The organism is Streptomyces sp. SUK 48 (assembly GCF_009650765.1).
Lineage (GTDB): Bacteria > Actinomycetota > Actinomycetes > Streptomycetales > Streptomycetaceae > Streptomyces.
Genome location: NZ_CP045740.1, coordinates 5,360,291 through 5,373,108 on the forward strand (window position 1 = coordinate 5,360,291; position 12,818 = coordinate 5,373,108).

At 65.9% G+C, this 12,818-nt stretch carries 11 protein-coding genes and 3 pseudogenes; 9 read left to right on the forward strand and 5 right to left on the reverse strand.

Annotation, left to right across the window (positions count from 1 at the left end; genetic code table 11):
* Positions 1-79 precede the first annotated feature (79 nt).
* A complete protein-coding gene (locus GHR20_RS23570) occupies positions 80-724 on the forward strand; it encodes an HAD family phosphatase (protein WP_243878396.1) in 645 nt (214 codons plus the stop codon).
* 885 nt (positions 725-1,609) lie between these two features.
* Here the strand turns inward: GHR20_RS23570 and GHR20_RS23575 are convergent.
* The gene (locus tag GHR20_RS23575; RefSeq protein WP_148023707.1) at positions 1,610-2,074 is read right to left on the reverse strand and encodes an ATP-binding protein; all 465 of its coding nucleotides are present in this window, start codon (positions 2,072-2,074) and stop codon (positions 1,610-1,612) included.
* A 148-nt stretch (positions 2,075-2,222) separates the two neighbouring features.
* On the opposite strand from GHR20_RS23575, the gene GHR20_RS23580 reads away from it, so the two are divergent.
* Positions 2,223-2,600: an STAS domain-containing protein gene (locus GHR20_RS23580; RefSeq protein WP_241670573.1), complete on the forward strand. Its 378-nt coding sequence runs from the start codon at positions 2,223-2,225 to the stop codon at positions 2,598-2,600.
* 624 nt (positions 2,601-3,224) lie between these two features.
* Here the strand turns inward: GHR20_RS23580 and GHR20_RS23585 are convergent.
* Entirely contained in the window at positions 3,225-4,235 is a 1,011-nt protein-coding gene (locus GHR20_RS23585; RefSeq protein ID WP_153814313.1) for an aldo/keto reductase, read from the reverse strand.
* Positions 4,236-5,066: 831 nt separating this feature from the next.
* On the opposite strand from GHR20_RS23585, the gene GHR20_RS37675 reads away from it, so the two are divergent.
* The 5 genes and pseudogenes from GHR20_RS37675 (at position 5,067) to GHR20_RS23610 (ending at position 7,690) form a co-directional block, all read left to right on the forward strand.
* Positions 5,067-5,264 (forward strand): hypothetical protein, encoded by a 198-nt coding sequence (locus tag GHR20_RS37675; RefSeq protein WP_243878398.1) that lies wholly within the window; start codon positions 5,067-5,069, stop codon positions 5,262-5,264.
* Positions 5,261-6,004 (forward strand): annotated as a pseudogene (locus GHR20_RS23595) (GntR family transcriptional regulator). Before GHR20_RS37675 ends, GHR20_RS23595 begins: the two are co-directional and overlap by 4 nt.
* A pseudogene (locus GHR20_RS23600) lies at positions 6,001-6,302 on the forward strand (hypothetical protein). The pseudogenes GHR20_RS23595 and GHR20_RS23600 overlap by 4 nt, the downstream one beginning before the upstream one ends.
* A gap of 308 nt (positions 6,303-6,610) precedes the next feature.
* On the forward strand, positions 6,611-7,081 hold the full coding sequence (locus GHR20_RS23605) for an SMI1/KNR4 family protein (protein WP_148023711.1): 471 nt from the start codon (positions 6,611-6,613) through the stop codon (positions 7,079-7,081).
* A gap of 261 nt (positions 7,082-7,342) precedes the next feature.
* A complete protein-coding gene (locus GHR20_RS23610; RefSeq protein WP_153814314.1) occupies positions 7,343-7,690 on the forward strand; it encodes a hypothetical protein in 348 nt (115 codons plus the stop codon).
* Between the two features lie 208 nt (positions 7,691-7,898).
* On the opposite strand, the gene GHR20_RS23615 is transcribed toward GHR20_RS23610, so the two are convergent.
* Positions 7,899-8,648 carry a hypothetical protein gene (locus GHR20_RS23615; protein WP_148023713.1) on the reverse strand — a complete coding sequence of 250 codons (750 nt, stop codon included), beginning with the start codon at positions 8,646-8,648 and terminating at the stop codon, positions 7,899-7,901.
* 434 nt (positions 8,649-9,082) lie between these two features.
* On the opposite strand from GHR20_RS23615, the gene GHR20_RS23620 reads away from it, so the two are divergent.
* On the forward strand, positions 9,083-9,925 hold the full coding sequence (locus tag GHR20_RS23620) for a hypothetical protein (RefSeq protein WP_148023714.1): 843 nt from the start codon (positions 9,083-9,085) through the stop codon (positions 9,923-9,925).
* A 435-nt stretch (positions 9,926-10,360) separates the two neighbouring features.
* On the opposite strand, the gene GHR20_RS23625 is transcribed toward GHR20_RS23620, so the two are convergent.
* A complete protein-coding gene (locus tag GHR20_RS23625) occupies positions 10,361-11,437 on the reverse strand; it encodes a pentapeptide repeat-containing protein (RefSeq protein ID WP_148023715.1) in 1,077 nt (358 codons plus the stop codon).
* A 423-nt stretch (positions 11,438-11,860) separates the two neighbouring features.
* Positions 11,861-12,249: pseudogene (locus tag GHR20_RS37680) on the reverse strand (NUDIX domain-containing protein).
* Between GHR20_RS37680 and GHR20_RS36875 the strand changes: the two are divergent.
* Positions 12,232-12,699 carry a hypothetical protein gene (locus GHR20_RS36875; protein WP_194858970.1) on the forward strand — a complete coding sequence of 156 codons (468 nt, stop codon included), beginning with the start codon at positions 12,232-12,234 and terminating at the stop codon, positions 12,697-12,699. The pseudogene GHR20_RS37680 and the gene GHR20_RS36875 sit on opposite strands and share 18 nt — an antisense overlap.
* Positions 12,700-12,818 lie beyond the last annotated feature (119 nt).

Sequence of the window (12,818 nt, forward strand, 5' to 3'; positions counted from 1 at the left end):
GCACGGCCGTCCGTACCCCACCTGGGCCGCGGGGACGTCACCCGCGCCCCGACCGCTCCGGGACCCCGCCGACGCGGATCTGGTGATCTTCGACAACGACGGCGTACTCGTCGACTCCGAGCCGATCGCCAACCGCGTCCTTGCCGAGCTGCTCACGGAGGCCGGGTTCCCCACCTCGTACGAGGACAGCATGTGCCGCTACATGGGCGGCACCCTGGACCGCGTCCGGGCCATGCTCAGGACCGAGACCGGGCGGGATCTTCCGGCGGGATTCGCCGAGCGGTACCGGGCCCGGCTGATCGAAGCCTTCGAGCGAGACCTGCGGCCGGTCACCGGCATGGCGCAGGTCCTCCAGGCCCTGTCCCGGCGCGGCACTCCGTTCTGCGTCGCGTCGAGTTCACCCCGAGACCGGCTCGGCCTCGGCCTGCGCGTCACGGGGCTGGCGTCCTACTTCGAGCACCGGGTGTACTGCGCGGAAGACGTCACCCAGGGCAAACCGGCGCCGGATCTCTTCCTGCACGCCGCAGTCCGTATGGGAGTCGACCCCGCCTACGCGGTGGTGGTCGAGGACAGCGTGCCCGGAGTCGACGCCGCGACGGCCGCGGGCATGGCCAGCATCGGCTACGCGGCGCTGACCCCGGCCGAGCGGCTGTCCGGCGCGACCCGTGTGGTCCGCGACACCGCCGCACTGGCCGCAGAGTTGGGACTCGCGATCCCCGGGTGATGCCTGGCCCGCGAACGGCCGCGGCCGCGTAGGCGACGTTCTGCTCGGCTGGTCGGGGGCCGGGCGCCCGTGATGTCGGGCGGCCCTCGTGCGCCGTGGCGGCGCGACTGGAGCGGTTGCGCGAGCGGCCGCCGCCGACACCGGGCAGGCCGGGTCCGCGCGGTGGACGGACCGGCGCGCCCGCTGGACGACGATCCCACCGGGACGGTAATCGCATGACCGAACTGAGCGGAGTCGGCCTCCCGGGCCGCGCCAGACATTGGCGCGGCCCGGGAGACGGCGAAGATGAACGGCGCCACCACCAGGAATCCGAAGCAGCGCAGCCGCCTGGACATCGCCCCGGTGCCCCGCCGTCGGCACGAAGCCGCGCCGGAGCGCACCGAAGCTGATCGCGGCGGTCAACGGACGGTGCAGAAGGCGAACGTCCGCACCCTGCACGTCCAGGCGCCCGCGCCCGTGCAGCCTGGCCCCACTACCACGGCGGCCGCCCCGGCCCCGGCCACGCCCCTCGTTCCGGTGGAACGCCGGCCGTCGCCGAACGGGTACCGCCGCGCGATCGAGGCGCACTGCCCGGTCACGCCGCCGTCCCGGGTGGATCCGGGGATCAACGAGGTACGGGCGACGGGGCCCGGATCGCCGATCGCCAGGACCTTTGGGACCGACCCGAGGACAATTGGAACGACGCCCGACCAGAAAGCCGACCGGGTCACGCCGGAGCGGCGACTCTCCATTTGCGGAGGTCGCGCTCCACGTCACGTGCAGGGGGGCGCTCATGTTCATGCCCGACCCCCGCCGCATGAACACGACAATCGCCCTGGGGTCCGGTGATCGTCAAGACATATGAAGGTTTCTGAGGCAAACGTGAGGCTCACGGCCCAGGAGGTGTCAGCTGCTCACCGCGGCGCGAGTGATGCGGTGATCGTCGGTGAGGGGGAGGCGGGCGGTGATGCGTTTGCCGACCGGGGTGGGGTGGGCGTCGAGGCTGTGGGTGACGGCCTTGACGATCTCCAGGCCATGCTGCCCGACCCGGCCCGCGTCGGCCGCCTTGGCCTCCGGGAGCACCGGGTCGGAGTCCCACACCGCGATCTCGATCATGCCGCTTTCAATCCGCAGGTCCATCAGCACCGGGCCCGGCGCGTACTTGCCGGCATTGGTGACCAGCTCACTGACCACCAACTGACACAAGTCCACGGCGCGCTGGGAGACGTCCAGCCGGTGTTCGGTACGCATCCGGGCGAGGAAGGCGAGGGCCAGGTGCCGCGCCTGGGCGATGCAGCCGCCGCTCCCGTCCAGCTCGATCGTCATCTGGAAAGGCTGCCCGCCGTCGGCCACCGCCGCCTCCCCCGTCATATGCAGACCCTACGACGCCGCGCCGCGCCATGGCCTGGCTTCGCGCGCTTACCCCGCGGGAAAGCAGGTCGGTCCCCTGACGTCACGTCAGCCCCGCAGCCCCTGGCACCATTCCGGACGCCAGGTTCGATGTGCCAGTATCGTCCATGTGACTGAAGGAGCGAAGGCGGGGACGCAAGAAGGCGCGGCAGCCGGCCCGTTGCTGGTGGCCTCCTCCATGACCGGGGGCGTGCGCGTCCTGAGCGTGAGCGGCGAGATCGACCACCACACCGGTGACACACTGCGCGAGGCCCTGGGAGCCTGCACGACCGACCCACCGCGGGTCGTGGCGGACCTCCACCGGGTCTCGTTCATGGACTCCAGCGGCATCAACATCCTGATCAGTGCCCACCGTGCTCTCACCGGGGCAGGCGGCTGGCTCCGCCTGGCAGCACTGTCGGCACCCGTCTTGCGCACGGTGCAGATCGTCGGCCTGGACACGGTCATCGACTGCCACCCCACCCTCGACCAGGCCCTGCACATGTGACGCCGGCCGGCCTTTGTGCGGGCCGGCGATGTCTGGCTCAGGTCTCGGGGACGTCGCTGTGGCTGTCCCGCTCGAGGCGGCCGCAGCAGCGGCTCTGCGCGGATGAGTGCGGCGAGGCCGGTGACCGTGGTGACCGTGGCGGCGAGCATGACCAGCGAGGCGGTGGCCTGCCACGTCGATCGACCCCGGTGATCGAGCGGGCCCGAGCCGAGCACGCGGTACCGGCCTGCCGGGCGGCCGACCGCGGCGGCCACTGTCCCGAGCCCGGCCCTACCGCCGTCCGCCGGGCCGTTGCACACTCGGGAGGCTGCCTGGCCCGGGTGCCGTCGGGCGTCGGTCACGAACCAGGCCAGCGGGCCTCCGAGTTGGGTGGACCCGTCGATCGCGGAGGCGGTGGAGCGGCAGCCGGTGCGGGCGCTGAGCCTGCGAGGCATTCTCCGAGCCGGAGGCGGTGGCCGACGACCAGCCGGCCCCGATCGCGCAGGCCCGCATCGGGCGTCGCCGCCGGGCGAAGGTCTCCCGTGCCCGGTCCGAGCAGGCGTCGCACGGCGCGCGCCGGTGGATGGTGACGGCCGCCGCCGTCCGCCGGACAAGGACTCGTGCAAGGCCCGGCGGCAGCCCCAACTACCGGGAGCCCGTCACCGGCTGCCGCTTGTAGAAGGACTCCTCCAGGTAGGCGGCCTCGTGTGGCTGGTAGGGCTCCTCCAGGTAGGCGGCCTCGTCTTCGTCGAGCTCGACGTCCACCGCGGCGACCGCGTCGGCCAGGTGGGCCGGCTTGGTGACCCCGACGATGGGAGAGGTCACCGCCGGGTTGCGCATGACCCAGGCCAGGGCGACCTGAGCCGGGGACAGACCCCGTTTGCCCGCGATCTCGTGGACGCGCTCGGCCACTGCCTGGTCCCCGTCGCGGTAGAGGATCTTGCCGCCCGGGTCGGTCTCGGCACGCGCCGTGGCGGTGTCCCGGACCCGCGTCAGCCTGCCCCGCGCCAGCGGGCTCCACGGGATCACGCCGATGCCCTGGTCGGCGCAGAGCGGGAGCATCTCGCGCTCCGCTTCCCGGTGGATGAGGTTGTAGTGGTCCTGCATCGACACGAACCGGGTCCAGCCGTTCAGGTCAGCCAGGTACAGGGCCTTGGCGAACTGCCAGGCGTACATGGAAGAGGCGCCGAGGTAGCGGACCTTCCCGGACCTGACCGCGTCGTGCAGCGCCTCGAGGGTTTCCTCGATCGGAGTGTCGTAGTCCCAGCGGTGGATCTGGTACAGGTCGATGTAGTCGGTCCCCAGTCGCTTCAGGGAGGCGTCGAGCTCGGTGAAGATCGCCTTGCGGGACAGCCCGGCGCCGTTCGGGCCGGGGCGCATCCGCATCCAGACCTTGGTGGAGAGAACGACCTCCTCGCGCCGGGTGAAGTCCTTGACCGCCTGACCGACGATCTCCTCACTGCTTCCGGCGCTGTACCCATTGGCCGTGTCGAGGAAGTTGACGCCGGCCTCAAGGGCCTGCTTGATGATGTCCCGGCCGGCGTCCGGGCCCAGCGACCAGGGCTCACCGCCACGGTCCGGCTCGCCGAAGCTCATGCAGCCGAGGGTGATGGCGGAGACTTCCAGCCCGGTCGCCCCGAGTTTGATGTACCGCATGCCTTCGAACCTAGGAGTTGGAGTGCGTTCTAACGCAATACGTCCCGGTCCGGAATTCGGGGGCGTGGGGCATGTGTGCCCTGTCAGGTTCCGACCGTTTCGGCCAGACGTATCAGAGACCCAGCGGTAGCGGGTAACAAACTGTCAGTTCGCGGCCGAGCGCGAAGGATGCTATTCAGCCCCCGGACGGAAAACCGCCCTCGCGGGTCCGTCGCCACGACCGATCATCACTCGACGGTGAGTATCGAATCGACTGCGTAGGGGGACGCGAGGGACGCCGGCCCAGGCATGGGACCGCCGCGGGCTGACGGGTGCGTGCGCAGGGTCGGATCTCAGCCGTGCCGCCTTCGTACCCTCGCTTCCGGGACGCCTTCGAGTAGGGCGTGACTCGCCTCGACCTCGCCGATGGCGCCGGTGCACGCGCGCTGACGTCTTTGCTTGGGCCCGAGTCAAGACCTGCGTTCTGCCTCCCGCTCGTGGGGGAGGAAAACGAGCTTGTCCGCCCGTACGTGCTGGCCTGGGAGCAACGAGTACGGCGGCGCGCGGTGGTGGTCACCTCTCACATGCCGGCCGAGGCGTGGTCGTCTCTCGCGGGAGGTTTCTGATGCTGCCTCCCAAACGGCCCCACATCACCGAGACGTCGACCATCCCCTACCAGTCGGCCGTGTGCTGCATCGGCATACACCTTGCTTGCGCGGAGTCCTCGCCAGTCTCCGCACCGATCGACCTGCCGCTTGTGTACGAGACGTGCTCTTGCCCGTGCCACACGGTGTCTCCCCGCTCCATGAAGGCGGAGGCGGAGCGGTAAGCGGCCGGGCACTCGGCGGCGCGCTGGTCTCCAACGTCGAGGTCACCGCGGCGACCGTGCAACGAGGCGACGTCATCCAACTCGGGGGACTGCCCTGTCGGGTAGCCGACCTCTTCCAACTCTCCCAAGGCGCCAAGCAGCTTCCCTTGAAGTCCGGCGAACTGCTGACCATGCACGCGCGAACCCGACTCGTCGCCGATCGCATGCTGAGAAGGCGGTGAACCAGCCCGTGCGTGCACGCCATCACGAGATCGCCGACGATCTCCGGCAGCAGATCACGACCGGCCGCATCAAGCCGGGTGAACGCCTCCCGTCTGAGGCCGACCTCGCCGTCCGCTACAAGGTCAGCACAGTGACTCTGCGGAACGCCCTCGCGGTCCTCCAAGGCGAGGGCCTGGTCGAGAAGATCCACGGCAAGGGCATCTTCGTCCGCCATCGGCCTCGCAAGACCGTGTACGTCGGCGGCTAGGGGACGTTGGATCCGTGGACCGCCGGAGAAGCAGCCCTGAACATCACGGTCAGCACCACCACGGTTGCAGCACAGGGACATCTGACGACCTTGTTCAAGGTGCCGACGGCCACCCCACTCACCGAGTTCTTCTGCATCAGCCGTCAGGGAGGATCCCCGCGCGGACTGGCCCGTATTTACATCCCGCCCGACCTGACCCCGGCCGGAGTCGAGGACGACAACGCTTCCTGGCGGGAGACAGCCACGCGCTTCGCCGTCCTGAGCACGCCACAGGCAACTATCCGGGAGACGGTATGCGCCCGTCCACCGTCCCCGGAGGAAGCGTCTGTCCTCCGGCTCCGCTCGTCGGCGTCGGTCCTCGTGATCACACGCGTCGCAACCGACACGTCCGGGCGGATCACCGAGGCCGCACTTCTGGTGTTCCCCGGCGAGCACATCGACGCCGTCTTCACCACCCACCACCCGACCAATGAGAGGCAGACTCAAAAATGACGGCACCGAACGAACTACAGCTCCTGCCGTGGTCGGGCTCGGACGGCAGCCCTGCTACCTGAGTACCGACGACAAGACCGGCTACATGTCCCGCCTGGCGGACAACATCGAATCGATCCAACTGGGAACGGCAGCCGAGCTGCGGGAACACGCCTCGGACGCCCTCAACGACCCTGACGCGGACCCGGAGGACCTCCGCCTCTTGGCGAAGGATCTAACCGGAGCCCTCCGGGACGTACTCCGCGTCGCAACCAGCCGCGGCCACCTCCTGGCCGTGAGCGAACCGCACCATCCCTGAGACGGTGGCCGCAAGCATCACCCACCCGTGACGTCCCTCCACCTCACGAGGGGAGGGGAGCCCGAGCACCAACTGGCTCCCCTCCCCGCTGCTTTATGTCGGACGCTGGAGCGCAGGGCATCGAGGGAGGAAGACTCTGAGCCATCAGCTTGGGTTTCTTGGCGGCGGTTTGCTGGGCCGAACTGCGGCGAAGCAGTGTTGGAGCCTTGGCCCCATCCGGGGCAAGTCCCCGCTGTTCCCCGTGGTTCCCCGCAGGATCTGGCACGCATCTGGCACGTCCGACCAGTCCGGGCTGAGAGGCTGAGCCCGTGACTGATGATGAGGTTGTCGAGGCGTTGCGTATCGCAGCTCGGGCGGGGACTTTGCCTCCGCCCGCAACACCGGAGGCTGTCGCTGCGGCGGAAGAAGTCATCGGGTTCCCGTTGCCTCCTCTCCTGCGGCGCTTGTACGTCGAGGTCGCCAACGGCGGATTCGGCCCGAACGAAGGCATCCTGGGGGTGCGCGGCGGGGCCGCACAGGGCAACTTTGCGGACATCGCCGAGCTGTACCAGGACGGCCCGGACCCGTCCGGCCGCATCCCGGCCGGCCTGGTGTTGATCTACGACTGGGGCTGCACTATCTGGTCGCTGGTCGACTTCCGCGATCCTGCGGGCGTCATGTGGTGCAACCACGAAGGCGAGTGCTGGTCCCAGGGCGTGAACCTCGCGGAATGGCTGATGGGCACGCTGGCAGGAACCCTGACGGCGGAAGCACTGCTGGAGAGCCAGCCCACTTCGTAGACCAGCTTCCCCACTGCCCTGAGCCGGTACTTCTCCTTCGCGGTTACGGGACTTGAACCCAGGACCTCTTCGTCCCGAAGCAACTGGGGTGGGGGCGCTGCCTTGGGCTGGTGTGCCTCTCACCTGCGCTGATGGTCCGCAGACGTTCGCGCTCGTCCGCCGTTGTTCGTCGGCGTTGTCACGCAGTTAGACGCTCACCGCGGCGCCGTCTCCGACGAACAAGGCTTCCCTACCGTTCCGTCCTCACTGCATAGTGCAGGGGTGAAACTGGCGATCACCATCCTGACTGTAGCCAGCGGCGTATTGCCGGCGCTTGGCGTCTGGTTGTTGTGGCAGCGCATCGACGGCCGACGAGATCACCTCAGGCGCAAGCTCCGAAGGTATGAAGAGATCATGGGAGATCCTGGGCTCTCGGAGGAGGAGCGTCGAACCAGGTTGGAACGGGAGGTCCCTAGCGAGAGCACGGTGGGCGACCTTCTGCACATCCGAGAGCGCATCGAGCTCGTAGGCCTTGAGCAGGCCCCAGAGGTCACAGCTCCCGCCGTGCTTGCTTCCACCGGCCTGATCTGCGCGACTATCGCGGGTTTGCTGTCGACGTGGTTCGAATGACCTCGCCGCCGTTCACCGCGGGCTTCTGCCCTTCCATGGCCCAGCATGGCCCTGAGTGGTCGCTCGTGCATGAGCACCGCTTTAAGAGTTCGAACTACCTGCTGTAAGAGCTTTAATCGCTCTGGACACAGGGACTGTCGGCGATCGTCAGAATCCACTCCGTTTGCCATTGTTGATGCCAACTACGGAGGTCACCGGAGCTGAAGGCCTAAGCCTGGATGGGAACGACCCTCACATCAAACACTTGCGGGTGCGCCAGCGCCGTCATCGTCTCGCGCGGGATTGCCTGAGGCAGAGGCCACTCGATCGGCTCGGCCGGCGGCCACATCGGGCGCAACGAGGGCAAAGCCTCGTACGGAGCCAGCCTGGAGCCTTTTGCCACATCAGGCGCGCGGATGATCTGCACCACCATGCAGCCGATCTTGAGGGTGCTGATCCAAGCCACGCGACCCAATTGGGAGGTCCCGTAGCCCTGGCACAGGGTGTCCACAAGAGGCACGTTGTCGTCAGGTGGGTAGTTCATGAAGCCCAGGCGACCGAGCATCGAGGCAGTGGGTTCGTGGACCTCACTAAACGTTGCGAAGTCACTCTCGGGGATCACATTGCGCACTTCAGAGGGATGCGTGTACTGAAACATGAGCATGGTCTTCAGGGACCATGACGACAGAGCGCGCTGCGCTTCGGCGCCGAGGGTGCATGGAGTTCCCCGGATCAGGGCAGGCAGGAAGTCCCTAACGTCTTCCTCCATCTGGTTCATCCAGCCGCTGTTGCAGTTGGAGCAGACGACCTTGACTTGGTCATTCAGCGGGGGAGCGTCGTGATGTCGGGCTGTGTCCAAGCTCAGCCGGATGTATCGGTGGCGCCGGACTGTTGGGTCGAGCGCAACTTTGAGCCAGCGGGGGAGAACATGCTCCTTCGTCAGAGGAGTGCCTCCACAGAAGATGCAGACCTTGGCCATGCACAGACCATAGAGGCCGTAGATGGGCGCAATGTTGGAATTTTGAGCCCAGGGGTCTGCACGGAGCTTGCCGCGTCAGAGCGAGCGACGGGATTCGGCAAGAGACACCCCCTCTTGCCTGACGGCCACCCCTCGGGGGAAACCCGTATGGTCGAGGCACTCTGACCTGGGCGTTCGCTGCTGGCGCCTGCGGCTCGTCTGTCACTGTCGGTCGTCGTTGGGTGGCCGCGGGGGGCCTTGGACGGCCCAGGGGCGGCCCAGAACTGATCACTGGGGACCCGCCGTCGTATCCGTCAGAGGCGTCCACTGCTGTCGCTTCGAAGTCCCACAGGGACTCTGCGCGTGCCGTTTCCTCACAACCTGTGCCAACATCGTGGCCATAGCCGCTAGGGCTATGGCCACGGGCATCGCAGCGCTCGTTAGCAGGGGTGGGCATGAATAAGTACGTCTATTTTCCAGAATTTCGCGATCATGATGCGACGCGAGAAGAGGTCAACTCGGCAATCATGGGGCTTCTGGCAGGTTCTCAGATGGCAGTGCACTTGCTAAAGCTCACCGAGGGATCCGATCACTTGCTCGCCGAAGTTTTTCCGCAAATCCCGCACATCAAACGGTTCAACCTAACCACGACCGCTGCCAGTGGCATCTTGCGTGCTGCTGAAAGTCACCTCGGCGCAATGGCTGTTCCATATGTCTTGGGAGCCCATGAAGACTACATGAAAGCCTGCCTGCGGCTAGTCGAGAGGTCCACCGGAGTAAATCTGGGTGCGAGTAACGTGCGGTCGGCAAATCAGCACGGGAAGCTGGAAGACACGTCAACACTGAAATTTTCTGCCGACAGCTTGGATCAGTTCCACTTGGTCAGGAAGATGCGTAACTGCACGATCCATGCTGGCGGCCTCTCCGACAGGGCCCTTGAGAATCACTGCACCAATATGAGTTCACGAGCCCGGGCTGGATGGAAGCGCCTAGCCGGGTATGAGCCGAGCTTCAGCGCTGGCCATGACGAAGTAAAGTTCGGACATCGGGAAACGGTTGCCGCTCTAGCTATTACTAAGAATCTCGCTCGGCAAGCAAACGAGATTTTGCAAGCGGCCATTCCTCGCCCGGCGTGGGGCGAGATCCTATTGAGGGATCTGGACGAGGTCGGCCCAGGACTTCCGAAGGATCCGAGCGAGAGGCTGAGAAAAGTGCGAGGGTATGCTCGTTTCCATTACTCGGCTATGAAGTTTACAGACCAGGAAATTGCGACTTTCAATAGCGCATATCACAAGTAAAGTGCCATCCCGGAATGGAGTGGCACTGAAAGTGAATGAGTTGATGAAAAGAAAGGAGCGGGGCTCTACTGCTTGAGCTACGATCCACAAGGGACGCCGGGATTTGCACCCGAATCTCCGCGCTTTTTGTGAGACATGCGGTTGTGAGCCGCCAGGCCCGAAGCCTGCCTCTGCGGGGGGAAGTGTAGCACGGGGCACAGGACGCCGGTGGAGTCTCAACGAGTAAGGCCAGCCAACAGCTGCCGGCGTTCCCTGCGCGGGAGCTACGAGCGGTAGGCCGCCTGTACCGCACACGGCTGCGGAGAGCGCTCGGTCCCAGGGAAAGCAACTGGTCGCTGAGGTGTGGGGCTGTCCGGGCTCGTTGATGTCACTGCGGGATGGCAGTAGACGTCGTTGGGGCGGCTCGCCCTGAGAAGCTCGTGCGTAGCTTGCGCGTCAGAACTCGTCCTCCCCGCCACCCCAGTGCAACGGAAGGACTGTATTTTCGTCGGTAATTGCCTCAGCGAGTTGATCCTGCTTCAGTCCGCGAACGGTACTCAAGTCGACGCCGCAAAGGTTAGTACTGGTGAGTTTTGCGCGGGTGAATCTTGAATTTCTCAGGATTGCGGGAGGTAGTGGAGGATTCCCGTCTTCTGCGTATCTTCGCCCGAAATCAGATCCACTCAGATCGCAGCCGTAAAAGTCGCTATTCGTTAGATCGGCCGCAAGGAACCAGCAGTTTCGATAAATGGCATTAACGAAGTGGGCTTCACGGGCAGTGGAGCGAGTGAAAGCTGCTCTTTCTGCCTTGCAGAAAGATAGGTCTGCACCATCGATCTTCGCGCCTGAGAATCCGGCTCCCGTCAAGTTGCTGTAGTAGAACATGGATCCCCGGTAGTCCCCATGTAGCTGAGCATCGGTCAATCCACAGTGGTAGAAGTCCAGCTTCGAGTCGCCCAGGTCGACTGCCCTTCTTCCAAGCACGGTGAGGGCGGCCTGAACGTCTGCGGTCACATGGGTATCTTTAGGGGAACGCGGATCATCTCTGGTGTTCTCACGGATATGGGCTGTTAGCAGCTCTATCACCGTGGGCCTATCGTCCTTTGAGTCCCTCGCGATGCGTTCGAGCGAGAAAATCCCGCCAATTCTAACCGTCATATTTTCCGAGGACAGGAGCTTGATAGCCTCTACGTACCTGTCAGTTACTTGACCCTCGCGGGTGAGCTGCGCCTGCTCTCGATCCTTCTCTCGCGTGTGTTCGAATAGCTTCTCCGACTGTTCGAAGAGTCTTTCTGTGTGCTTATGGCTGCGGTGGGTGTAATAAAGGCCGAGTCCAGCGATAACACCGGCGCCCAGTGCGACGAGGGTTGTACGAAAGCCTGTGATGACAACACCGTCTGCGGGCTGGAGATCCTTCTGCCGGAGGTGGCTGCTATCAAACCACCAGGGCCCCTTCCAAAGGAGGAGCCCGTATCCCAGCACGACCGCAGCAGCCGCAAGCCCAAGACCCACAGGTCTGACCCATGCCTTCATGTCCCGCAGCATGCCTCGGCGAGCAAGGATCTAACCGCTAAACTATCGAACCCTGAGCAACAATTGAGGTATGAGACCCCCGGCGGCCAGCACGGTGTACGAGGTCGGCGGAGCGGCTTTGGGCTGGAGCTGCTTTGGGGCGAGTGATCATGGCCCCGTAAGCTTCCGGCGAGTCGGGCAGTCTGTGGACCTGCCCGTTAAAGCACGACGTTGGGGCCATGATCTTAGAGGCTCGCCCCAAAGTGGCTGCCTAAAGCCGTGGAGCCGACCGCCCCAGCCGCAGAGGGTGTCTCCCACCTCATGCCCGTAGCTCGCCAGCGCGCCACCGGGCGCGGCCAGCCGGGGCGGAGACAGGAGGCAGGCCGCGCCGCAGAGGCGGCAGGGCCCGCGCCGCGCGCGGGCCCTGATGAAGTAGAGAAAGTCTTATCCCGCCGGGGTGAGGCGCTGGCCATCATGGCTGCGTACCTGTGGGCCGTTGCCGTCCAAGGCGTCCAGGAGCCTGACTGCGAAGACCTCGGACATGCGCTCGCTGACCTCTTCCGGGGTGAGCCAGGAGACGGCCGTCGACTCCGCTTGAGGTGCGTTCGGTTCCGCCGGAGGGCTTGCAGCGGAAGACCAGGGCCACGATGCCGCGGGTCAAGTTCTTGTAGGCGCGGGTCAGTTCGTCCACCTCGACGTGGGTGCCTGTTTCCTCCAGGACCTCGTGGCGACACCGGCCTCAAGGGTCTCGTTGAGTTCGAGGATGCCGTCGGGGAGTTTCCAGGTGCTGTTGTCGGCTCGGTGAGGGTCAGGAGGTGGCTGTCCTCGCGCACCAGGAAGCGCAATCGTCGGATTCTCGACATCGTCATGAAGCACGCGATCCGACCGAGGAGTCGGCGGCCGTCGTGAAGACCGCGGATGCCTTGGACGAGCACTCGTTGCTGAACCCGGAGCCGGCCAGGGTGTTCCTCGTCTGGACCCATCGCCGGCCACGTGGCGGCAAGCGGCTCCATGCCTCCGTGGCCACGCTGTACTACTGCGTGGCCACGTGGGCGGAGGAGTGCGAGTTGCTGACCCATGCGGCGGACTCTGGGGTCGGGGAGCAAGGGGCCGACGCGGGGGAGATCCATGAGCAACTGAACTTGAAGCGCTGTGCGGACGGTGGGGCGCGCACGGTGCCGGGCTCCCGGCCCTGGCGCGTGTCCTGCGGCAGCGCATCGAGAGCGGCCAACTTCAGGCGGCGTCCTCGCCGGTGCCGTCATCCGCCGGGCGTGGCGTGGTGAGTGGAAGGCCGTACTGCCTTCGCGTGGATTCGACTCGCCGGCCGGACGGTGCGTGTGGCTCAACGAGGGCTCGCGCCTGCCCAGGTGGCGGAGTGGGCCGGGGACAGTGCCACCGTGCT

Bases quoted from the DNA above. Each gene is read 5' to 3' on its own strand.
- GHR20_RS23575 (WP_148023707.1), bottom strand. From the start codon at position 2,074: ATGACGGGGGAGGCGGCGGTGGCCGACGGCGGGCAGCCTTTCCAGATG.
- GHR20_RS23625 (WP_148023715.1), bottom strand. From the start codon at position 11,437: ATGAAGGCATGGGTCAGACCTGTGGGTCTTGGGCTTGCGGCTGCTGCG.
- GHR20_RS23585 (WP_153814313.1), bottom strand. From the start codon at position 4,235: ATGCGGTACATCAAACTCGGGGCGACCGGGCTGGAAGTCTCCGCCATC.
- GHR20_RS23615 (WP_148023713.1), bottom strand. From the start codon at position 8,648: ATGGCCAAGGTCTGCATCTTCTGTGGAGGCACTCCTCTGACGAAGGAG.
- GHR20_RS23620 (WP_148023714.1), top strand. From the start codon at position 9,083: ATGAATAAGTACGTCTATTTTCCAGAATTTCGCGATCATGATGCGACG.